Source organism: Paenibacillus sp. J22P90, assembly GCF_059692195.1.
Genome location: NZ_JCAUAY010000015.1, coordinates 59,353 through 82,596, shown reverse-complemented (window position 1 = coordinate 82,596; position 23,244 = coordinate 59,353). Strand labels below are relative to the sequence as shown.

General features: G+C 49.1%; 16 protein-coding genes. All 16 read right to left on the bottom strand.

Annotated elements, in window-relative coordinates; all coding sequences use genetic code 11:
* Window positions 1-68 precede the first annotated feature (68 nt).
* Window positions 69-1,586 (bottom strand): O-antigen ligase family protein, encoded by a 1,518-nt coding sequence (locus AC58UX_RS30870; protein ID WP_497259912.1) that lies wholly within the window; start codon window positions 1,584-1,586, stop codon window positions 69-71.
* Window positions 1,583-2,323: a Fic family protein gene (locus AC58UX_RS30865; protein ID WP_497259911.1), complete on the bottom strand. Its 741-nt coding sequence runs from the start codon at window positions 2,321-2,323 to the stop codon at window positions 1,583-1,585. Before AC58UX_RS30865 ends, AC58UX_RS30870 begins: the two co-directional genes overlap by 4 nt.
* A gap of 113 nt (window positions 2,324-2,436) precedes the next feature.
* Window positions 2,437-4,158 carry a GTP-binding protein gene (locus AC58UX_RS30860; RefSeq protein ID WP_497259910.1) on the bottom strand — a complete coding sequence of 574 codons (1,722 nt, stop codon included), beginning with the start codon at window positions 4,156-4,158 and terminating at the stop codon, window positions 2,437-2,439.
* A 1-nt stretch (window position 4,159) separates the two neighbouring features.
* Window positions 4,160-5,083: a sulfate adenylyltransferase subunit CysD gene (gene cysD, locus AC58UX_RS30855; protein ID WP_497259909.1), complete on the bottom strand. Its 924-nt coding sequence runs from the start codon at window positions 5,081-5,083 to the stop codon at window positions 4,160-4,162.
* A gap of 260 nt (window positions 5,084-5,343) precedes the next feature.
* Window positions 5,344-10,227, bottom strand: coding sequence for a DUF4132 domain-containing protein (locus AC58UX_RS30850; RefSeq protein ID WP_497259908.1), 4,884 nt, complete (start codon window positions 10,225-10,227; stop codon window positions 5,344-5,346).
* Window positions 10,228-10,242: 15 nt separating this feature from the next.
* Window positions 10,243-10,662 carry a hypothetical protein gene (locus AC58UX_RS30845; RefSeq protein WP_497259907.1) on the bottom strand — a complete coding sequence of 140 codons (420 nt, stop codon included), beginning with the start codon at window positions 10,660-10,662 and terminating at the stop codon, window positions 10,243-10,245.
* 403 nt (window positions 10,663-11,065) lie between these two features.
* Window positions 11,066-12,508, bottom strand: a complete 1,443-nt coding sequence (locus AC58UX_RS30840) for a sensor histidine kinase (RefSeq protein WP_497259906.1) — start codon at window positions 12,506-12,508, stop codon at window positions 11,066-11,068.
* A 26-nt stretch (window positions 12,509-12,534) separates the two neighbouring features.
* Complete coding sequence (locus AC58UX_RS30835) at window positions 12,535-13,236, bottom strand: response regulator transcription factor (protein WP_497259905.1); 702 nt, start codon at window positions 13,234-13,236, stop codon at window positions 12,535-12,537.
* A 109-nt stretch (window positions 13,237-13,345) separates the two neighbouring features.
* On the bottom strand, window positions 13,346-14,224 hold the full coding sequence (locus AC58UX_RS30830; protein ID WP_497259904.1) for a hypothetical protein: 879 nt from the start codon (window positions 14,222-14,224) through the stop codon (window positions 13,346-13,348).
* Window positions 14,225-14,259: 35 nt separating this feature from the next.
* Window positions 14,260-15,513, bottom strand: coding sequence for a copper amine oxidase N-terminal domain-containing protein (locus AC58UX_RS30825; RefSeq protein ID WP_497259903.1), 1,254 nt, complete (start codon window positions 15,511-15,513; stop codon window positions 14,260-14,262).
* A 13-nt stretch (window positions 15,514-15,526) separates the two neighbouring features.
* Window positions 15,527-16,885: a phosphoglucosamine mutase gene (gene glmM / locus AC58UX_RS30820; protein ID WP_497259902.1), complete on the bottom strand. Its 1,359-nt coding sequence runs from the start codon at window positions 16,883-16,885 to the stop codon at window positions 15,527-15,529.
* Between the two features lie 24 nt (window positions 16,886-16,909).
* A complete protein-coding gene (locus AC58UX_RS30815; RefSeq protein WP_497259901.1) occupies window positions 16,910-17,671 on the bottom strand; it encodes an NTP transferase domain-containing protein in 762 nt (253 codons plus the stop codon).
* A gap of 28 nt (window positions 17,672-17,699) precedes the next feature.
* Window positions 17,700-19,529 carry a glutamine--fructose-6-phosphate transaminase (isomerizing) gene (glmS, locus tag AC58UX_RS30810; RefSeq protein WP_497259900.1) on the bottom strand — a complete coding sequence of 610 codons (1,830 nt, stop codon included), beginning with the start codon at window positions 19,527-19,529 and terminating at the stop codon, window positions 17,700-17,702.
* A 32-nt stretch (window positions 19,530-19,561) separates the two neighbouring features.
* Window positions 19,562-20,917 carry a nucleotide sugar dehydrogenase gene (locus tag AC58UX_RS30805; RefSeq protein WP_497259899.1) on the bottom strand — a complete coding sequence of 452 codons (1,356 nt, stop codon included), beginning with the start codon at window positions 20,915-20,917 and terminating at the stop codon, window positions 19,562-19,564.
* Window positions 20,918-20,949: 32 nt separating this feature from the next.
* Window positions 20,950-21,765 carry a response regulator transcription factor gene (locus AC58UX_RS30800; protein ID WP_497259898.1) on the bottom strand — a complete coding sequence of 272 codons (816 nt, stop codon included), beginning with the start codon at window positions 21,763-21,765 and terminating at the stop codon, window positions 20,950-20,952.
* An 18-nt stretch (window positions 21,766-21,783) separates the two neighbouring features.
* Entirely contained in the window at window positions 21,784-23,232 is a 1,449-nt protein-coding gene (locus AC58UX_RS30795; RefSeq protein ID WP_497259897.1) for a glycosyltransferase family 2 protein, read from the bottom strand.
* Window positions 23,233-23,244 lie beyond the last annotated feature (12 nt).

Sequence of the window (23,244 nt, the reverse complement as noted above, 5' to 3'; positions counted from 1 at the left end):
ATAGTAATAGCGTAAAAACAACAAAAATGATTATACCATAAAAGATATAATCATCTAGTAAAACCAGTTTATTCCTTCATCAATTTATGATAAAGATCATTATGTAACTCCTTGTACACTACCTCATCCGGCACGCGATCCATAGCCTGTTCAATCTGAGACTTGGCCAATAGATAGTCATTACGATTTCCTGTCTGGTTACCACTGATCACATACACTTTCGCCGCGTCGTAATAGGCAGATGCTGACCATGGCAGCATTTTTTGTACAACCGAATAGGCTAGAATCGCCGATTCTATATCTCCCACAGCAACGCTGTTCTGGCCCTTCGTCTGGATGTATTTCCCTACTCCAACCCAGCTCGTACCAAATAACATCGCCACCAAAGCAATCGATAGCATCGCTTTTCCAATCTTCGTTGGACCCCAACTTACATGGGCTGAATCAGGGCCTTGCACCATCATGAACGCAATCAACACGAGAAAGACCGCGAAGATGATAAGGAAACTAAAGTCAAAATCAAACCCAGCATGAAGCAGCAGCACCGTGCTTATTAGCATAATCCCCTTCACCCATAGACGGGATGAGTCTGCGTCCGAAGCCTTCATCTTCTTTAGCAGCATAGAACTTCTATAATAGAAGAGAATAACACCGACAATGAACAATAACGCTCCTATAACACCGATGTCCAACGCTAACTGAAGATAGTGATTATGAACAAAACGTACAAAATAAGCCTCCGATTGATACTGATTTTGCAGCACACCCCACCCGCCTCCACCCGTTCCTAACCACAAATGATCACGAATCATCGGAAGGCTGTCCTTCCAATACACGAGTCTCATTCGGAACTCCGAGGTTTGGGGTTGAATTGATTTTACCCTTGACCAAAAAAATAGAACATCCCTTTTCAGCAGCGCCGTCACAACAAAACTCGTCAGGTGGACAGCCACTATTTTTAGCCAAATGCCTCGCTTTCGAAACTCTTGAAATAAGGCCAGCGCGGCTAATGACGCTAACCATAGCACCCAGACCGATCTGGAAAAAGTGAGCATAAGCCCGCTTGCTTGCAGCACCATTAGAATGAGGTCGATCTTACGAGCTTTTTGGATATAAAAAAAGAGCGTCACCAACAGCGAAATGAGCAAGAAAACCGCTAACGTATTGGCATAGCCGATCGTCGACTCCAGTCGGTTCTGTCTTTCCATCTGAAAGACGACGCCTACAACCACGAGAAACGCCCCCATGTAGGGTATCCATCTGAATATTTTCATCAGTTGTTCTTTGGTCAGGTTGGCAACAAGAAGTGAAAATGGCAGCAAGGCCGTGATTTTGATCGCCTCTAGAATAGCCTGTTCCCTATCCGTCGCGATAAACACACTGGCCCAGTAAAATAAAACGAGGAGCACAACAAACACATGCATGAGATGCAGGCGCACCTGTTTTAGGGTAAAACTGAGGATCAGCCCCGCAGCTAGCAGAAAGCTCGTGGCGAATAAGTAATTTACTTCGTAGAGATAGCCATGGTTTAAGACGCCAAACCCCAAAAAGAGGACTATGACGATATAGATAATAAAAGAAGTCACTTTACCGCACCTATATACTTTTGCAAACTATCCTCAACACATTCTGAGATTAATTGTACAAATGGTTTTAATTCATTTCGCATACTAGTTATTTCCAAGGTCTCGTAATATTTCAAACGAGCATCGTTTGCAGCTTTTACAATAGCTGGTGGAAATCCATATTTCATTAAAATTAAATTCATTAAAAGCCTTGCTGTACGCCCATTACCATCAGAAAAAGGATGTATGTAAACAAATCGAAAATGAAATTCTGCAGCTAGTTCAACTGGATGCAATTTATCTTTGTGTACATCATACCATTGTACCAATTGTTCCATTTTTTCAGAGAGAGTTGCAAAATTAGGAGGAGTATGTTCCGAACCTGATATTAAAACATTAATCATCCGATATCGCCCTGCATCCTCATCGTCAATGTTTTTAAGTACCAGATGATGAATTGATTTTATGACATACTCACTCAATTCTATGTTTCTATTTACTATATCTTGTACGTAATTAATCGCTTCTGAATGGTTAACAACTTCAAAATGCTCGCGCAGCTTTTTACCACCAATTGTTAAACCTTCTTCTAAAACCAATTTAGTTTCTAATAGTGTTAATGTGTTACCTTCAATTGCATTAGAGTTGTACGTCCATTCGACCCGATAAAATTGTTCCAAATTTCTTACAGCAGCCGCTGGCAGAGGACGTAATCCATCTAATTCATTTTTTAATAGATCTATTTTTGCAAAGTTCATACTGCCCCTCCCCGCTTACTATTATTACCATTATATCACAGTAAGTATGAGACATTCGCCGTCACAAAAAAATATCCCTACATCAGATTCACAATGATGTAGGGATATTACTATTAAAAATTAAGAAACTGCCCAACACTACTCTCATTAATCAAATATTTAATAATCCGTTTCACTACATAATTGGCAGCTTCTTCGGTCGAAAACTTGCTTGAATCGATTACAATTTCCGCGTTCCCAGGTAGATCATTTGTGCCCGAGCTCACATAAACCTCAAAATACTCTTTACCAATAATGTCTCTCACGGTTGCTTGGTCGTTTCCAATCGGAGAATCACTCGATACTAATGCAATAAGTCCAGCATCGTTCATCAATTTGGCAACCTCTGCTACTCGCTGCAACGATTCGCCTTGGCCATTCTTCAGCAACATCGTATGGTGGCCTGTCGATACCAAACGTTTCTCGACTTCCTTCGCAAGTATCGCTTGATTTGAAGCCGAACCCGTGAACCACAAGGTCAAAGGATTCTGCCCTTTTTGCTGAGCACGAACATCTCTGGTGACTTCCGTATCTAGCCCTACAGCATTGTCGGAGCTTTGAAGGGTTTGTTCAATCACGCCGCATGCCGAAGTCATATTGGTGACGCGATCGATCAGAATAAATCCGCCTATGCTTTTGTTTTCTTCAAAAGAATCAATTACGATACTGTCAGATAAAGAAAACTCACATGTGGCCAATTCATTTTTGACAATATGGTCGGTGGGAACCGTTTTTCCTGTATTAATTTCGATTTTATGCTTAATGGCCGTTACGGTACCTGGCAGGATTTTCGTACCTACTTTAACCAGATAGTTTTTGCCTGGCGTCAGTACAGAATCATCCATCCAAAGGATCGTAGCACTGAAACTGTCCGCTTCTTGAAGCTGGCTATCCTTCGTGAACACACAGCCCCGCGACACGTCGACTTCCCGATCCAATTGAATGGTCACGGGCTGTCCAGCATAGGCATAATCGCGATCTTGGTCTCCCACGAGAATCCGTTTGACTTTCGCCTTCTCATGACTAGGCAACGTTATCAACTCATCACCAACCGCGATACGCCCAGCCTCAATTTGGCCTTGGAAACCGCGGAATGTATGATCCGGACGGCACACACGCTGAATCGGCATCATAAATGGCTTCGTATTGTCGCTCTGATGAACGTCCACATTTTCCAAATACGGCAGCAAGGCAAGGCCTTCATACCAAGGGGTATTTGGCGATTTTTTCGTAATGTTATCCCCTTCTGTGGCTGAAACAGGGATCACCTGAATGCTGTCAAAGTGGAACCCAGAGGTCAATTGCAAGAATTCTTGCTTGATCGCATCAAAAACCTTCGGATCAAAACCAACTAAATCCATTTTATTCACGGCTAAAACAAGATGTTTAATGCCCATAAGTCCGCAAATCCGAGTATGGCGCTTGGTTTGGGTAATTACCCCTTTCTTTGCGTCCACAAGAATGATAGCTAGATCCGCAAAAGATGCGCCTACGGCCATGTTACGCGTATATTCTTCGTGTCCAGGCGTATCCGCTACGATAAACGAACGGTGATCTGTCGTAAAATACCGATAAGCCACATCAATCGTAATGCCCTGCTCACGCTCTGCTAGGAGCCCGTCAAGCAGCAAGGAATAGTCAATTTTGCCGCCGCGGCTGCCAAGTCTGCTATCTAGTTCTAGCGCTCTTTCTTGGTCGGCGAACAAAAGCTTAGCCTCATAAAGCATATGTCCAATCAGAGTGGATTTTCCGTCGTCCACACTTCCGCAAGTGATAAATTTAAGCAGACTTTTCATATTAGAAATAACCCTCCCGTTTACGTCGTTCCATACTTCCAGCCGCTTCTTGGTCAATCACCCGCGTTGTCCGTTCGGATGATACCGCACCCAGGGTTTCTTCAATAATGGTATCAAGTGTATTCGCCTCCGACTCAGCACCGCCTGTAAGCGGATAGCAGCCTAATGTGCGGAAACGCATCTTCTTCATTACAATTTTCTCATGTGGCTCGAGCTTCATGCGATCATCGTCCACCAAGATGAGATGTCCGTCACGTTCGATGACAGGTCTTTCTTTTGCAAAATAAAGAGGTACGATATCGATGTTTTCTCTGCGAATGTATTGCCAGATGTCTTTTTCCGTCCAGTTGGAAATTGGGAAGACGCGGATGCTCTCACCTTTATTAATTCTTGTGTTAAAAAGCTTCCACATTTCCGGCCGTTGATTCTTCGGATCCCAGGCATGGTTCTTATTCCGGAACGAGAAAATCCGCTCCTTCGCGCGCGACTTCTCCTCATCGCGTCTTCCGCCGCCGAACGCAGCCGTAAATCCGTATTTATCTAATCCCTGCTTGAGGGCTTGGGTTTTCATAATGTCCGTATACGCGGAACCGTGATCGAACGGGTTAATTCCCTGCTCAATTCCCTCCTGATTGGAGTGAACGATCATGTTGATTCCGAATTCTTTGGCTTTGCGATCGCGGAACTCAATCATTTCTTTGAACTTCCACGTTGTATCAATATGCATAAAAGAAAATGGCGGCTTCTCCGGATAAAAAGCTTTCAGCGCCAAATGCAGCATCACGGAACTGTCTTTGCCGATCGAATACAGCATTACGGGATTTTCACATTCCGCCGCTACTTCTCGAATAATATAAATCGCTTCAGCCTCGAGTTGATCTAGATGCGTCATTTCATCTATAGAATCAAGCATCATTTTTTCCATGGAAAAGGTGCCTCCTTTTAATTCTTACTAAATCTATCGCCTTTCTTTATATCCTAACAGATTCTGGCTTTCATGCAAAGTGGAAGAAAGTAAAAAACTTAAGATTTCTGCCAATTCAATCGAATTCTGTCGGACTTTTTCGGAAAAGCATGGGCATTCGTACACTCGTTCATTATATCCAATAGCTATTCTCCTCGTGATAAAAATTCAAAAAAGCCAGGAAGAAGTTAAAACTTCTTCTCTGGCTGTTATCCACTACCCTAAGCATACTGCCCCGCCCGCAACTGCGCCAAAATCTGCGGGTCCTTAATCTTCGTATCCTGCGCTAGCAGCACGATTTTGGACAGGATCTCCGCTGTCTTCGGATCCTCTTCCATAAACGGCAGGAACAGCCTGCCGCGATGCTGCGAATGCACCGGCAGAATATACAGCGTCCCTGCCGCTTGCTTTTGTACTGTACCGCTACCGAGGTGCACGCCGTACTCGCCAAGCGCTCCAGCCACACGCGCAAAGTTCCCCTCCAACCGCACGTTGGCGATTTTCAGCAGACGCAGCGACTCCGTGACGATCGCTTTGCGCAGCTCAATCGTCGTCAAGCTCGCCTCCGGATCAACGCCGCCGGCATGTGCCGTGCTCACGACGAGATCCACATCCCGCATAATTTCGGAGAAAATGATGCCGGGAATCCGGCTCAGCTCGATCGGTTGATACGTCTTGCGATCGATGAACGAGACGGTCTCCAAGGTCGGCGCCTCGACTTCCGAAGGCGAGAACCAATCCGCGAGCGCATACACCTGCGCGATGATGTTCTCTTTGTGGTACACCTTCTGCAGGCCTTCCTCGTAGCTGACGGTCCACAGCCGCGACTTCAGCAGCGCAGCCGCCCGCTTCGGCTGGATCTGATGCCCGGCATATCGCCGCGACACCGCGCCGCTCGCCAGTTCATCGCTGTTCGGGAGGTACAGCTCCCGAAACACCTGCTTGAACGGCTGCTTCAGCTGCCGGTCGAACAGGAGCTTTTGATAGCGGCTCCACGTGCCGCTCTCATACAAATGCAGCGGATGTGCGATATAGATCGCATCCGCTCCCTCCAACGAGACGGCTTCGCCCGTCTCGTCCATCAACCAGCCGTTCTCGTAGAAGCCGAACGACGACCCCATTTTAAACACTAAAGCCCGCAAAAGAGGCGCAATCGTCGGATTCTTCATCAGATTAGCCAGTTCCGTGTATGTAAAGCTGCTCTCCGCCTCCATGCATTTCTCGAACTCCGACTTCGCCCGCTTGAACTGATCCCTTAGGCTCGAGACGGTTTCTTTCAAGACGGCCACGTACGGATGCTTGTTATACTTGGACGGAAGCGACTTCAGCGTCTTGCCGTTCTTGGCGACCACGATCTCAGCCCTACCATTCTCATCAATGGCGAGCTTCACCTCGATCTCCTCAATCGCCATCGGCTCCAGCAGGTGCAGCACCTCTTCCATTTTGCGCGCTTCCATCTCCCATTTCAGACGAATCACGTCAGGATAGCCGGCATTGCGGGACAGATTATCAAGGGCAATCGCCGAAGCCTTGGCTTCACTGGCGCTGCGCTGGGCACCAAAACTTTTGCTCTCTTTGAGGAAAAGTTGAATCACCTCATACCGTTCCAGCACATCCCGCTCCGACTCCACCTCGCTAATCGGAATGAGGCTGTAGCTCAGCAGATGATCCTTATTCCGCTTGCTCTCCACCGAGGCCCGCATCTCCGCCAAATCCAGCTTCCCAAGCACCGCATCGGCAAAAAGCTGCGACCTCCTATGGTTCGCCCCCGCCGAAATGTACTTCGCGCACTGGTACAGCACGTTAAAACGCTCCGCGCCTAGCTCCGCAAAAGCATCCCGAAACCAACGAATATCGAAGGCGCCATCGTTAAAATCAGCCGGAGAGATCGGCGAGTAATGCGCCACAATCGTTTCCTTTTCCGCTGAGAAGCTCTCATTAACATGAGCGTGAAAATACCAAGCGGCGCTGCGCAGCCCGTTCCAATTCAGATGCTCGGCAACCAGCTCGAGCCATTGCGGGGCGTACATAGCGGCTTCGAGAAGCCGTTTGTCGGCAATCTTTTTCCCCTTCAGCATCCCTGCTAACTTCTTCACATCATCGCCTTCCGCTGGATGACAGACGCGCAGCAGATGACTTAGGGCTTCCTTTTTCGTCCTGCTGCCATAGATGTAACCCCGAACGAACGATTCCCGGTCCAGCCCCGACAAAATCGCGATAAAATCGGCCATGCCCACATAACGGTCAATGCCCATCGCCAGATCCGATACCTCCGTCGGCAGATCTCCACGGTTCAGCTCAAGCTCCAGGATCACGGCAAGCACCCGCTCCTTAAAACGCCCCATCGTCGGATGCTCCTTCACGAAATCCTTCCGGGTTCCGGTGATCGTATGGATGTGCCGCCGACTTCTTCTGCGCGTCAGCAGCTCCTTATAGATCTCATCGTCCTCGATCAGCCCCAAATCCAGCGCCCGCACTAACTCGCCCAGATCCGGATGGAAATCCTCAAAATGCGTGAGCCGATCCAAATTCAGCTTCATAGCAAAATAATTCAAGAACGAGCGGTCATCGTACACGCTGCTGCCAGCCCAAGCGAGCCACGGCGAGGAAAGCAACGCCCAGGCTTTGCTGTTCTCCTCCAGCTCCCGGTTCTGCAAAGCGCGGATGATTTTGTTCAGGATTTGGCTCGATATCGCGAAGCGCTCTTCTTGATCACTATCCTCACAATAAGCAAAAACAAGCTGCCGAATCTGCTGCACATAAGGAAGCGTCGGGAGCCATTCAGCGAATGCATGGAACGTTTTCATCGGATACAACTCCGACACAAACGCCTTGCCCCAATCCCCCAATCCCGTATAGCGGTGGCGCTCCCAGCCTGTCAGCTGATCGTTGCTGTACTTATAAAGCCAGTCGGAGGCAAAATAAAACATCATCTGCACCAGATCCCGTGCCGACCACCCGCTCGCTTCTAGGTACCCTTTCCACACCTCCGCCAGCGGATAGCCCTCCAGATGCGTCTGTTCCTGCTCCTTTTTGAAGTAGCCATGGAATCGCTCGAGCCTCGCCCCCAGCAAAAAGCTTTCCTTATGCCCGGCATACCGCTCCACCGTATATTCGTAGTCCCGATGCGCATGGATTTCATCCGACAAGCCTTGAAGAAAACGCTGAATCGCGGTGAACGACAGATTGAGCACACTCTTCACACTTTCACCGTCATCCTCCGGCAAGGGATATAGCGCCTGTTCCTTCACTGGGTCAAATAAACCGAAACCGTTATGAAGCCCTTTTTGCTCCTTCTGCCCGAGGCGCTCCACCAAAGGCTGCTCCTTACTCGTAGGCTCCTGAATCGAAGCAATGTGCCGCTTCACCCGCTCGAACTGCGCCCCCCGCTTCTCGTCCTCCTTCAATATGCACAGCATTTCCAAAGCGCCCAGTCTATGCAACTCTACCGGACTTTCCACGAGCGTTTCAATCGCATGATCCAGCTGCTCGAGGTCCTGCCTCAGCAAAATCTTAATAGCGCTCTGCCGAAGCGCGCCCGTTTTCAGCTTTAACAGCCCTTGCACCAGCTCCACGTCCTGTGGGGTGAGCGCCATTTCACCTATGCGGGCGAGAGCCGCCTCGCGGTTGGATACACTTTTGTCCGATAAGGAGTCAAAAAGGTACTGCCTCTGAATAGGATTGTACACATCCTGTATAAAAGACTGAATAATCCCGATGCGCAGACTCGGACTCACCCGCTCTTTGAGGGCAATCACCTGCGCGATCAGCTCAGGGTTCAGGTCGTAGGCTGCGAGGTACAGCATCTTATTCGCTATCGCATCCGTACTGTGGGTGTACGTCCGCCACTCAAAAACCTGCGACCGCTCCGCCACTTCCGCCTTCGGCATCTGGAGCAGCATTGTACGAAACAGCTCGAACTGGCGCACCCTCTCCTCCTTCGACTCCAGCAATGGGACCCGATCGATGATCGGCTTGTTCTGCAGCTCCTCATAATCAGGATGCGACCGCCACGCTCGCGACCAATGGTACACATAGTTCGTCAACACCAGCGATTGCAGTTCGAGATTCGACTGAGCGATGTACGGGGCGGAGAGGGCGAAGCGAACCTCATCATTTTGACTCTGCATGAGAAAATATTGCGCCGCAATCTGCTGATACGTCGCGCCATGATCCATGATGTGCTTCAGAAGATCAGGAAGACGTTCCTCTTCCCTGACTGCCGTCGCCCATAAGGCAAAATAAAGCTTTTGGACATCGTTGCTGCTTGCCCATTCTTGGCAAAGACCTTCGTCGCTGATACACCTGTACGCGTAGTCGATACCTTGCTTCACGATTCGCGTGTTCGCCGCCTCAAGGCCAAGCCCGGTCCAGACGTCCAGCGCCCGAACGACCGAGCTGTAGCGGATAAAATCGTGCTCGATAATGACCTTGAGCAGCGAGGCGAAAGCCTCCATCGTGCCCTCGTCCATCGCCTCCACGATGCTTTGGCGCAGCCCTTCTTGCAGGCGTGCCGCGATCAGCATTTGGCCGAGCATATGATGCACATCCGCCTGATGGCAGAAAAACATGCCGCGAATCATCGCTCGGTTCAGCAGCGCTGTATTGTTATCCCCGTAAAGAATTTCTTTAAGGGCATTAAGTATCTTGGGGTTATTGCTGTCTAACTCATAAGCAAGTATGTAGGGGATCATCGAGCTGTCTGTCGGTTTTTGATCTGGGGACGTGAGATAAGTAAGTAGAGAGAAGTTCAGTTTGGATATATCGTACAGGGCATACAGCTTCCGCACTACACTTTCAATGTGGACGCGAGGATTACGCGTTCGGAAGGGCCGGCGGTAATACCCAACACTATAGGGATACTCCGTAATATGGTTCGTAAGGTATCTTAGGATCTCAGCCGAATAAGCGCCGGCTTTCTTCTGAATGATCGGGATCAAAGGGGAAAAATACGACTCCTGCTTCCCCTGCGCAGCGATTTGGTCTAAGAGCGTTACGATCTCCTTCGTATGTGCGTTCCTCTCGTGCTGCACCTTCTCCATGTTCTCCATTAGGAGACTTTCCAACTGTTTCGTAGCCTCGTCTTTCCGCTGAAAAAATAACACGTCAAGCTTCCTCCTCTACCATAGTCGGCCGGCTAACATCGTAAACTTGATGAACGCGATGTCATCCCCGTCCCTCATGTCTATGCTGGCGTCCAGCTCCGTAGCTTCCTCATCGCGAATAAACACACGATACAGCCCATCTTCAAATGCTAAAATCGCCGCAGCAATCGCATCCGCTTCATTCGCCTGGCGGTCGTCGTACCGGGTACCGAAGCCGACCTTGCCCTCGGCCCCCCTGGCTTCAACCTCCTCCTGCGTGAGGAAGGCGATCAGGGGCTGCTCCTCCGACCGCTCGTTGTACAGCCGGACGTGATGCGTGACGATTTCTTGAATCAGCCCTCGAAGGGTAGCTGGTGCGGAGGTGAGCGTGTACGCCTTCTTCGTGAGAAATGGCTTCCGCTTGCCAATACTTTTTACTGTGAAATAAATGTTCATGGCTTCTCCTTTTGCAATTGGAGTTATAGGAAGTAATTGGAAAAATAGGATCTAGACCTATGATATCACGTCAGTTGCCGGGAGGGGTAGGTGCTTTGGATAGAGGAGCTTGACTGGATTGGACAGTGGCGGTGGGTAAAAATGCTAAAGTGCAACCATTTTCAATCAAATAAACGATTTCAGATAAAATTAATGCAAAAAGGCATCCATTTCTGCATTTTCAGCTCTGTTTAAGCATTATCGCTCCAAAAAGATGCCTATTTGCATTTACTTAAAACGCTGAAGTGAATTCCCCTGAAAAGGATGCTCTTTTGCATTTTTGCCACCTATTATGCTACCTATGAATCGAAAAAAACCGTAGAAAAGGAACCCTCCTTTTCTACGGTCTTCCTATAAACACAATCTACCCAACACCAGCCAACTTCACCAACGGCTGCACATAAGGACGGCTATCATAAAGCGGAATTCTGACCTCAAAGGCACTTCCGACCCCGAGCTCGCTTCGCACGCGAATACTTCCGTTGTGCAGCTCGACAAGCTCTCGCACAATGGCAAGTCCCAGACCGGATGAGCCTTTATGCTTCACGGGTCGGCCTCTCTCCACTTTGAAGAAGCGCTCCCAGATGAGCCCTTGATCCTCCGGTGATATACCGATGCCCGTATCGGTTACCGTGATGAGGACACATCCTTCCGATGGAACCGCCATCGCCTTCAATTCGATCGTTCCGTTCTCGGTGAACTTAACGGCATTTTTGATCAAATTGTTTAAAATTTGTTCCAGTCGATCCGGATCGGCGTGAGCCTGTGGCGAATTTTCATCCACAAGGCAATGAATAACCGTCCCGCGAAGTTCTGCCTCCGGTTGGAATTTAAAGGCCAGCTTGGACATCATCGCCTGAACATCGACCGCCAAGCACATAAGATCGATCTCTTTATTTTCCAACTTCATTAAGTCGGTAATATCATCGACCAGCCGGTTCATATGCAGGGTTTCGTTATACATGATTTCGTAATATTTATCCCGAGACCCTTCTTCAATTAAACCATCCTGAAGTGCCTCCAAAAACCCCCGCATCGCCGTAAGCGGCGTTCGCAGCTCATGGGAAACATTAGCCAAAAAATCATGCCGCAGCTGATTCAACTGTCTCTTTTCCAGATCAACGCGCGCAAGCTGCTCCACCATGTGATTAATGGTCGTTGCTAGATCACCAATCTCATCTTTGGAATCAATTTGAATTCTCTCGCTGTAATCACCGATGGCAATCCTGGCTGCCGCCTTGTCGATCTGTTGGATCGGTCGGCTAATGGACCAAGATAAATAGAAGGATACAGCAAATGAAAAGAAGATACCGAGCAGGGTCACCCAAAGGATGGTTTCTCTTAGCTGAGCGATGGTCTCATTCATCCCTTTGAGAGGCGAATGCAGAACGATACCACCGTATACGTCGTTGTCTTTCCCCCATGGGACGGCAACCGAAAGCATGCCTTCCTTAAGACCATCGGATTGATTCCATATGGCAGGTTCACCATTCAGGACTTGGTTGATCACGTCCGTGCTGACGACCTTGCCTACATTTACCTCATCCTTGGATGAGGTAGTTACGATGTTACCTTCCAAGTTAAATATCCAAATACGCGAGTCAAAAGCTTCATCAAAAAAGCGCAGCTGCTCCCTAAATCGCTCACTCAGTTCGATCTGATCTTGAATGGCGAGATTAACTTGCTTAGCTTGACGGATCATCTCTTTACTTTTGGAGTCGACGATATAATCCTTGGCAAACAACGAAATAACGAGTCCCACCGCACATAGCCCCAGAAGCACCGTAACAAGGGAGCTGGTTAGCATTTTACGGAGAATGCTTTTATTGGCATTTAGGAACATGCAGCTACCTCAAATTTATAGCCCACTCCCCAAACCGTATGAATGCAAACATGATGACACGGGCTTAATCTTTCGCGAAGCTTTTTAATATGTACGTCTACCGTTCTCATATCGCCTAAAAAATCATATCCCCACACCTGCTCCAGCAGCTGTTCTCTCGTAAACACGTCGCCCGGAGATTTTGCAAAAAAGGCAAGCAGTTCAAACTCCTTGGGGCGCATATCAATCTTCATACTTCCCGCGAGCACCTCTCGGCGGTTCACATGAATGACTAAATCATCAAACTCATATTGGATGGGTGCATCCACCTCAATAATCGGCTGTCCCTTCTGCATTCGGCGAAAAATCGCTTTAATACGCGCCACCAGCTCCCTCGGACTGAAGGGCTTGGTCATATAATCATCGGCGCCTAGCTCAAGGCCCAGCACCCGATCAAACTCATCGTTCTTCGCGGTCAGCATAATGACCGGCACATCATAACGCTTGGTAATCTCACGGCACGTTTCATAACCGTCGAGCCCCGGCATCATCACATCTAGTATCACGATATCAGGCTTAACTTCCGCTAACATGGTCAGGGCCGCGACGCCGTCAGGGGCTTCGATTAATTCGATAAGCTGCTGACGGAAATAGAGCCGGACGATTTCTCTCACATTCGGATCATCATCCACAATCAACACTTTCCAAGTCACAAACGGTTCACACCTTTCTATGATCCTTTCATAGATTTCTGAAACTTTTTCCATTTTAAGGGGGTAACCCAAAAAAAGCCCTCTATAATTAGAGGACTTGGAGCTATTTTTACCACGAAGAAAGTGCCGTTCTTTTCCAGGTATTAGGTGCCACACAAACATAGACATACCCGTCATCCCACGCCATCTCTCCCACTTCTCCAGGGGCAGTAGATGAGGCCGGCGTCATAGATTTCCTGATGCGTATACTGTCATCACTGACGTCCAGCTTGGTCTTGGCGTCCGAGTTTCCGATACCGATATTGCCGCTGCTGCGATTGATGGTTAACGGATTATCCAATGCTTTACCGTCATCTGAATAACGGATAATTTGTAAATTGGAGCCGGTATTTCCCCCATCTTCCTTGGAGTTATCTGCACGCATCGCCCAGCGAGGCGTCGTCACATTCCCATCATCCGCTTTGGCCCAAGTCAGATCACGATTGACACCACCAGTTCCAGCAATTCTTAGAATCCCGTCCATCACATTAAAATTAGAGGAATGCGTCCGAATTTCAGCCACATCCTGGTCGAACGGAATTTCCAGTCGCGTAAACAGCTCATTCGGGTTTTTGCCGTCAGGTGCCATCGTCGTTTCGAACGACATGTGATTATGATCGTGCTGCTCCGGGTTATTCGCTTTGGCATGAGCAACGATAGCCGCTTTGTCCGTTCCCTTCTCATCCAGCCATGCGATGGCCGGCTTCGCTCGGTCTTTCGTCCACTGTAATCGAATGAGATCCGACAAGTGGCCTTCCGAGGAGATCCACTGCTTATCGGTAGAAAGATGAATACGATCATTATGAGGGACCTCAATGCCTCCTCCCGGTAAAGACGATTCCTGAAAGGTTCCGGCCGTCTCATTACCGCCTGTGAAAGCGAAGGCCATCCCTGAGACACCGAGTGCCGCACCAGCCAATAGTGAGATCATCAAACCCATTTTTTTCATTTTGCATCCTCCTCCTTTTTGTTCATCGAACCCGTTCAACGATTAGCGTTCAATAGTTCGATCCACCTCACGTAATCATGGATAGCGATGCCGATATAGCTCGGATAAGGGGAGAGGCTTGCCTTGACCTGTTTCAATTCCGACTCCATACGCGAAGAATTCGAGTTATAAAAAGTCGTGTAATCGGCTTCCTTACTGGGCAACGTATCCACAGCAATAATTGCCTGTTTCTTTAGTGTAGCTGCTTCTAAAATGATGGATTTGGCTCTGGCAATGATGCCGTTGCTGCCGAGTGCCGTATTACGATAAGCCATAATGACAACACTATCTGCCTTCTCTAGCAGCCACGCGCTAAAGGAGTAGTTAGATCCGGGAACCTTACTGCTGTTGATCCAAAAAGGAATATCGAAGGCCATCGTCATGCTGCGATCAGTGCTTTTTACTTCCGATTCAATGAATCTGATCGTATCCATCCACCGTTCGAGCACCCAGGCCTGATTGGTCTTCCACATGTCCAACGTGTAGGGTTCAATATCAAAATGAAAGCCTTGGAAGCGTTCTAGAGCACCTACCGAAGCGTTATATTGCGTAACCGCTGCAATCCATTGCCGGATATCGCTATGTTTATTGTCATAGATCCAATCCGATTGTCCGGCCAGCGCCTCAACCTTGATGCCCAGATCATTCGCTCTGCGGATGAAGTTCCGGTAAACGTCCTTACCTGGATACGTTTTTTCATAGCGCAGATAAATGGCAGTCAGTTTTTGGTGCGCTGCAAACTGGAGGATGCTGTCACCATCCGTCTCAATCAGCTTGCTATCCCAGATCCACGTGGACCTTTGCGCTTTGTCCGCCGAAGTGATCAGTACCAAATTCCGTTCTCCCATCCAATCGACATCAGCCCCGAGGCTCTCACTAACCGCTCTCAGCGGAACCATGGTTCGGTCATTTTTCAGGACAGCCGGAGCGTCTAATTCGATTTGCTTATCGTCAACCGAAATTACATTTTGACCAATGGTCAATAATGTTGTTGCATGCTGATTGCGAAAGGTTACCTGTTCCAGAGAACGGTTCCATTCCACTTCAGCCCCTAGTTTTTCGGCAATTTCTCTTGCCGGCACCATCGTACTCCCCGTCTGTTCATCGATGTATGGCTGGACATCCGTAAAGGCTATCTTTTCCCCATTAACCTCCACCCCAAGCTCAGTGATAAGCGAGTATACCGGGAAAAACAAAGGGATATTGGTTAGAATCTGTATAAGGATCAAGCATACCATCGTCTTTCTCATTGGGACTAGCGAATTAAACCATGCTATATTCAAGCTCTTCCTTTACCACCTCTACAATGCCATCCACATACTCGGATAGCTCCCTTTCATCCGGCCCTTCCGCCATCACACGCACGAGTGATTCCGTACCAGAAGGCCGCACCAATACACGACCGCGCCCGGCCATCTCACTTTCCACCTGACGGATTACGGCATCGATTCGGTGATTGCCTTCTAGCTTGTATTTATGGATGACTCGTACATTAACCATCAGCTGAGGGTATTTGACGACGGGTGACACGAGCTCGGACAAAGGCTTGCCTTCTTGAAGCATGACCTGAAGCAGCTGAACAGCCGCTAACAGGCCATCCCCTGTCGTTGAATGATCTAGTAAAATAATATGTCCGGAAGACTCACCGCCTAAGTTGTACCCGCCACTGCGCATCGCTTCCATGACATGCCGATCTCCGACCTTACTTTTTAAAGAATCGAGACCGACGGTTTGCAACGCTTGATGAAAGCCAAGGTTGCTCATAACAGTAGAAACGACAGTGTTGTGACTCAGCCGTCCCTGCTTGGCCAGATGAGCGGCAAGGATGTAGAGGATGTGATCCCCGTCCAGAATGTCGCCCCGTTCATCCACCGCAATCAGTCGGTCCGCATCACCGTCGAACGAAAGTCCCGCATGGGCTCCATGTTCAAGCACTGCTTTACGCAGATGCTCGGGATGCGTTGAGCCGCAATCCTGATTGATATTTAAACCATCCGGCTGATGATACAAGAGAACTGTCTCCGCACCCAATTCCGCGAATAGCTGCGGAGCTAGCAAGGAAGCTGCCCCGTTCGCACAATCGAGCACGATCTTGCAGCCGGACAGCGATGTCGCAGCCGTCGACTTCACGTAGCTCACATAGTTCAGTGCGCCCTGCGGATCATGACGCAGCGTACCAATTCCCGCTCCCGTTGGGCGGGAAGTTCGATGCTCATCACCCTGCAGGCGACTCTCTACTTCCGCTTCCCACGCATCCGGCATTTTGAAGCCGTCTCTGCCAAAAAATTTAATCCCGTTATCCTCCACCGGATTATGAGATGCAGAGATCATCACCCCAGCATCCATGCCTGCGTGCCGTGTGACATAAGCCACACCCGGCGTCGGTAGTACGCCCAGCTTTACGGCATCCGCCCCGGCTGATAACAACCCGGCAGCCAAGGCTGCTTCTAGCATGTGCCCGGAGATTCGGGTATCCCTTCCGATGACGACGGTGGGCCGTTTACTTTCACAGCTGCGCGTCAGCATATAGCCAACAATAAGCCCTAATTCAAAAGCCAGCTCTGGCGTTAACTCGCGATTGGCAACCCCTCTGACGCCATCTGTACCGAAAATAGCTCCCATATCAACTCTCCTCCCAATAGCTTGTTAGGCAAAAATCCCCATGTGCTCATAAAAAGCCCGATTCGCTTCCTCCAATTGTTCAGGGGTGTTAATTCCCATCACCTCTGTCGGATCGTCGAGGATGATCGCCTCGAATTTCTTCTGGCCACCGGAGATACCGGTCTGCCGCATGACCCTCACGATATCGGTCAAGTAGTACTCCTGCTGCGCATTATCATTCGTAATACCAGGGAGCGCTTGAAACAAGCTTTCATTATCGAAACAGAAAATTCCCGTGTTAATTTCGTTAATCTCTTTCTGCTCAGGCGTTGCGTCCTTTTCTTCAATGATATCGACAACTTCGCCGCTTGCAGGATCTCGGATAATTCTTCCATAGCCAGTTGGATCCTGTACGATCGCGGTCAACACCACACCAGCGCTTGTGTTTGCCCGCTGGGCCGCCAGCAGCCGTTCGATGGTGGATTGCCTGATGAGCGGCGTATCGGCCGTAAGCACCAAGGTTGATCCGCTGCGTTTACGGAGCAGGCGCTCAGTCTGATGAACGGCGTGTGCCGTTCCAAACTGATTCTCCTGCTGTACGTAGGTAACCCGCGTTCCCAAGCACTTCTTCACCAGCTCTCCCCGATGCCCGATCACTGCCACAATTCGAGTGATCGGCATCGCTTCCAGCTTGCCCACCAAACGGGCGATCATCGGTACGCCTCCAACGGGATGCAGCACTTTGGGCAGCTCCGACTTCATCCGTGTGCCTTTCCCTGCCGCTAACAGAATAGCGAATGCTTCCATGTGGTACAGCTCCTCTCCGTATGGTTGGTTATTCAACCGTCACACTTTTGGCCAAATTACGCGGTTTATCTATATCGTTCTCCAGCGCCAGGGAGGCGTAATAGGAGATTAACTGAAGCGGAACAACGGCCAATATCGGTGCTAGGAGCTGATGAGATGGCGGGATGAAACAGATTTCATCGACCGCGTTGAGCAGCCCGACATTGCCTTCCACCGTAATCCCCATGACATGTGCTCCACGGGCCTTAACTTCTTTAATATTGCTAACAGTTTTTTCGTACAGATTCATTTGTGTAGCTAGCGCAATCACCGGCGTATCCTTCTCAATCAGCGCCAATGTGCCGTGCTTTAGCTCTCCGGCTGCATAAGCCTCCGAGTGGATATAAGAGATTTCCTTCAATTTAAGAGAACCCTCAAGCGCAACAGCGTAGTCCAAGCCCCTACCGATAAAGAATAGGCTGTCGGCATCCTTGATTGATTCCGCATACAGCTTCACTTCGTTGGCGTTTTCCAGCACCTTCTCCACCTGAACGGGAAGTGCCTTCAAGCCTTGGACCAGCTCCGAATGAAGCTCGGTAGACAGCGTCTGTCTTTCCTGGGCCAAGTAAATGCTGAACAAATAGAAGGCGAGCAGCTGAGCGGTATATGCTTTCGTCGATGCCACGGCAATTTCCGGACCGGCCTTCGTTGCGATGACATAGTCAGCATCTCGCGCCACAGAACTGGTTGAAACATTCGTAATGGCCAATACTTTAGCGCCTTGCCTTCTGCTCTCTTGGAGGGCAGCAAGCGTATCCGCTGTTTCCCCGGATTGGCTCACGACGATGACGAGCGTTCGATCCGTGATGATCGGGTCACGATATCTGAATTCCGATGCGATATCGCACTGCACTGGGATTCGCGTTAGCTTCTCAAGGACTGTGCTGCCGACTAGTCCGGCATGATAGGCGGTGCCGCAAGCTACGATAAAGATTTTATCCACCTGTTGAAACGCGCCTGCTGCGTGCGCCAATTCCGGGAAAATCACTTCGTCCTGATCATTGATGCGCCCGAGCATCGTATTGCGCAGCGTTAGCGGCTGTTCGTGAATTTCCTTCAGCATGAAGTGCTCAAATGGTCCCTTCTCGACCTGATCTGCGCTCCAATCGATCTGCAGCAGCTTACACGCCGCCGGCTCCCCTGTCTCGACCTTCGTGATAGAGATACCCTCCTGTGTCACGATGGCCAGATCGCCATCCTCCAAAATATACACCTCACGGGTATGCTCAATAAGAGCGGAGATATCCGAAGCAATGAAGTATTCTCCCTGACCCGCACCAATCACAAGCGGACTCGATTGTCTGACCGCGATAAGCTTATCTGGCTCATACTCCGTCATGACACCAAGGGAATAAGATCCCTGTAGTCTCTGTACTACCGCAAGCATGGCGGTGTAGATGTCGCCTTCATAATGCTCCGCAAGCAAATGAGCAATCACCTCGGTGTCGGTCTCGGAAGCAAAGGTGACGCCATTGTGCTCTAGCTCTTTTTTCAGCTCCATGTAGTTTTCCACGATGCCGTTATGCACGACAGTAAATTTACCCGACATATCCGTATGTGGATGAGAGTTGACATCCGACGGTCTGCCGTGAGTCGCCCATCGCGTATGCCCGATGCCCATCGATCCTTTCAACGGCTGTTTATCCAGCTGAACTGATAAATTGGCCAGACGTCCTTCCGCCTTGCTAATCTTGACTTGATCCTGCACGAGTACCGCGATCCCCGCGGAATCATACCCTCTGTACTCCAGCTTGCTTAATCCGTTCAGCAGAATCGGCTGTACATCTCGCTTTCCTATATACCCTACAATGCCACACATCGTTGTTTTCTCCTCTCTCTTCTAGGTCAAGTTTAAACGCCTACGGCGAGCCTCACTTCTCGCTTGCGAATACCCGTACCCAATCTATAAATATTGTCAGCTTGAATATCTACAAAAGCGTTGCGCGTATCGATAATCGGTACGCCTAGCTCCGCGAGTTCACGGTTGTTGAAGCAGCGGTGATTCGTAATTAGCACCATGCCGTCATATTCGGCAAAAGCGGACAGATCATAGTTCACAGATTGTACCGTATCACCATCTTTATCGAGGAAGGAAACAGCATGCGGATCATAATAGTCCACATGAGCTCCGCTCTCCCGAAGAAGCTCGTACAGCTCCAGCCCTGGGGATTCACGGAGATCATCCACATCCGGCTTATACGCCATGCCAAGAATAAGAATCTTCGAATTGCGGATGGATTTCGCATACATATTCAGAATCTGCGAAGCTTTATACCGGACATACTCCGGCATATTATCATTAATGGATTGCGCCAGCTCGATAAACTTGCTGTAGAAGCGGAATTCCTTCGCTTTCCACGATAAATACATCGGATCCAGCGGGATGCAGTGCCCGCCGATGCCAGGCCCCGGATGGAACGGCATAAAGCCAAACGGCTTCGTTGAAGCAGCCTTAATGACCTCCCAGACGTCAATGTCCATTTTGTCGCACATCATGGCCATTTCGTTAATGAACGCAATGTTAATGCTGCGAAACGTATTCTCCAGCAGCTTGGACATCTCCGCTACTTTCGGCGAGGAGACAGGTACGACGTCCTTTACGACATGGCTGTATAAAGTGACACCGAGGTCAATGCACGCTTCCGTCGTACCGCCGATCACCTTTGGCGTATTAAAGGTATTAAATTTAGGATTACCTGGATCAACCCGCTCCGGCGAGAAGCAGAGGAAGAAATCCTTGCCCACCTTGAGTCCTTGCGCTTCCAGCTCAAACTGAATGAGCTCCTCTGTCGTTCCCGGATAGGTAGTGCTCTCCAGGATGATCAAAGCTCCGCGCTTAAGATTTTTCTTGATTTCCCGGACTACACTCTGAATATAAGAGGTATCTGGATCTTGGTTTTCACTGAGCGGTGTCGGTACACAGATGGAGATGGCATCCAGCTTTTGAACCGTATAGTAGTCGTCGGTTGGAATAAATCTGCCGGACTCGACCGCTTTCTTCACTTCTTCGCTCGGAACGTCTTGAATATACGATTGGCCGCTTTGAAGTGACTCTACCTTCCGGAAATCGAGATCAATGCCGTATACCATAAACCCGCCCTTCGCCATCTCCATGCATAGAGGCAGCCCTACATAGCCGAGACCGATGACCCCGATTTCGGCCGTTTTTGTTTGAAATTTATATTTTAATTGGTTAAATGCATTCATTATGATTCCACCCTCTCAAGTTTTCTCGTTTATTAGCTCAGACGGGAACTGAGTTTTTTGATTCTCCACTCCAGCTCCGAAATGGAGAAGGGCTTCGTCACATAATCGGAGGCGCCTAATTCAAAGGCACGGTCCATACTTTTCGGCAGCTGCTTATCCGTAAGAACGATGACTTGTCCCTCGTCGGCATAATTCCTCTTGATTTTGTCGATTAACTGGTACCCGTCAAGAATCGGCAGGTTCAGCTCAGTGATCACCAAGTTGGGCATGGTTTTCTCAAATTTCTCGAGCGCTTCACTGCCGTCCTTGGCCTCTTCTACTTTGTAGCCGTTGATCTCAAGCCGCAGCTTGACGAACTCTCTGCTCACCTCGTCCGGATCGGCGATGAGAATCGATGTAATTCCCTGCTGAACCCCATGATTCATGAACAGGTGAATATCTCTACTCTCCCCTTTTCCATGCAGCGTCGTCTGTAGCATCTGTGACATCGATTGTTCCGTCAGTTCCCCACTCTCTGGAAAGCTGGCGACGACCGTCTGACCTTCGAGCAAATCTTGCTGGTCCAGGAACTCTTTGAGCACGAGCGATGCGTAGTGGGTGTTGATAAGCTTTTGCCCAGACAGAACGATTCCGAGTAGGCCGCTTGGATCTAAGTAGAAGCAATGAAGGGCTGCCTCGGGCTCATAGCCGCTTACATAGGACTGCATTTGTTCCAGTACCTTCTGGCCTACCGATGCGCAAGGCGCAAGGATCATCCCGCATGGGGCACCCTTTTCATAGGAAGCCTGAACTTTTTCTGCTAATTGCAACATTGCTTCTTGGATCGGATCATGAACTAGTACCGCCATCTTCTCCACTCCTCTTATCTATTTATTAAAATTGGTGCGGACCATCGTTCCCCACGAGTTGTTATTTCGCAGGAATTGGACATGCCCGTTTAACCTCCACCAAACACCGATTTGCCGATAACCTGCAAACATCAAGAGCGAATACAAGAGCATTTTGTTCAGGTCACGCAGCTTGGGATATCGGCTGAAGGCCGTTTCTTCAATAAACAAGGCCCCCAGGCTTAAGGCAAAGCAGGAAAATAAATTGACTAACGAAAAGATAACGACGGTGTACCAATCTGTCATATTCAGCATCCAGTAGCCCAATATAGCCAATAGGCCGCTGAGGCGGAAATACGGATTCAGTGTTTCAAACACAATGTTATAGGGAAGTGTCAGTAACCCGAATATTTTGTATTTCGGGCGCAGCACCATGTGAATACCTTCTTCAATCATATTTTTTAGATTTCCCCGCCCCCAGCGCTTGCGCTGACTGCTCAAGATCCGGTACGAATCAGGGGCTTGCGTCCAGCAAACGGCGTCTGGGCAAAACGCTACCCGGTACGGAATTTTATTGTCCAAGCAGTGACGGTGAAGCTTAATAACAATGTTCATGTCTTCACCAGGGTAACCTCCACGGTAACCGCCGACGGCGATGACCATCTCCTTTTGAAACACACCAAAGGCTCCCGAAATAATAATGAGACCATTGACGGCGCTCCACCCGATCCTGCCGCCGAGGAAGGCTTTCGTATATTCAACGTGTTGCAGTGCCGGCAGCAGCTTGCGAGGAAATTGAACATCCTTCACAATGCCATCTTCCACCGTGCAGCTGTTCACGATTCGAACATTGCCCCCAACCGCAATCGTCTCCTCGGGGTTCTCCATGTAGACCCGGGCAATCCGCGTTAAGGCATCCTTTTCAAGCAAAGAGTCCGCATCAATCGTGGAGATCAACGCATAGTGGGAAAGGTTGATGCCTGCGTTTAGCGAATCGGCCTTCCCTCCATTTACTTTATCTATGAAAAAAAGATTGGGATACTCGGGATTATGGTATACGCCTCTGATCTTTCCCGTCTTAATGCTGCTGGAGAGCACCGGATGAATGAGCTCCAGCTTGAATTCTTCCAGCATGCACTTCAAGGTCCCATCCTGTGAACCGTCATTGACGACGATCACCTCATATTCCGCATAATTGAGCGCCAGCAGCGACCTTACATTTTCAATAATGGTTAACTCCTCGTTATAGGCCGGTACCAACAGGGAAACTGGCGGGAGCTGACTGGAACTGGATAGCTTATTGATCCGATTGTACTGGATTCCCCGCTTAATCGAGAAAATATGCCGAATCGAAAATCCGAAGATGAAATAATAGAGCAGTGTGACGAGAATAACGTAAAAGAGCGCGACGTAGCTGTAATAGAGCAAAAACTCTCTTAGCCCATTAAGAAATGAATCCAAAACCACTTGATATCCAAAAACCCACATGTTTACGCAACC

Excerpts from the sequence above, each read along its gene's own strand:
- AC58UX_RS30860 (WP_497259910.1), bottom strand. The coding sequence starts at position 4,158 with ATGAAAAGTCTGCTTAAATTTATCACTTGCGGAAGTGTGGACGACGGA.
- AC58UX_RS30830 (WP_497259904.1), bottom strand. The coding sequence starts at position 14,224 with ATGAAAAAAATGGGTTTGATGATCTCACTATTGGCTGGTGCGGCACTC.
- AC58UX_RS30805 (WP_497259899.1), bottom strand. The coding sequence starts at position 20,917 with ATGAATGCATTTAACCAATTAAAATATAAATTTCAAACAAAAACGGCC.
- AC58UX_RS30825 (WP_497259903.1), bottom strand. The coding sequence starts at position 15,513 with ATGAGAAAGACGATGGTATGCTTGATCCTTATACAGATTCTAACCAAT.
- cysD (WP_497259909.1), bottom strand. The coding sequence starts at position 5,083 with ATGGAAAAAATGATGCTTGATTCTATAGATGAAATGACGCATCTAGAT.
- AC58UX_RS30815 (WP_497259901.1), bottom strand. The coding sequence starts at position 17,671 with ATGGAAGCATTCGCTATTCTGTTAGCGGCAGGGAAAGGCACACGGATG.
- AC58UX_RS30800 (WP_497259898.1), bottom strand. The coding sequence starts at position 21,765 with ATGGCGGTACTAGTTCATGATCCGATCCAAGAAGCAATGTTGCAATTA.
- AC58UX_RS30795 (WP_497259897.1), bottom strand. The coding sequence starts at position 23,232 with ATGTGGGTTTTTGGATATCAAGTGGTTTTGGATTCATTTCTTAATGGG.
- AC58UX_RS30845 (WP_497259907.1), bottom strand. The coding sequence starts at position 10,662 with ATGAACATTTATTTCACAGTAAAAAGTATTGGCAAGCGGAAGCCATTT.
- AC58UX_RS30840 (WP_497259906.1), bottom strand. The coding sequence starts at position 12,508 with ATGCTAACCAGCTCCCTTGTTACGGTGCTTCTGGGGCTATGTGCGGTG.
- glmS (WP_497259900.1), bottom strand. The coding sequence starts at position 19,529 with ATGTGTGGCATTGTAGGGTATATAGGAAAGCGAGATGTACAGCCGATT.
- AC58UX_RS30865 (WP_497259911.1), bottom strand. The coding sequence starts at position 2,323 with ATGAACTTTGCAAAAATAGATCTATTAAAAAATGAATTAGATGGATTA.
- glmM (WP_497259902.1), bottom strand. The coding sequence starts at position 16,885 with ATGGGAGCTATTTTCGGTACAGATGGCGTCAGAGGGGTTGCCAATCGC.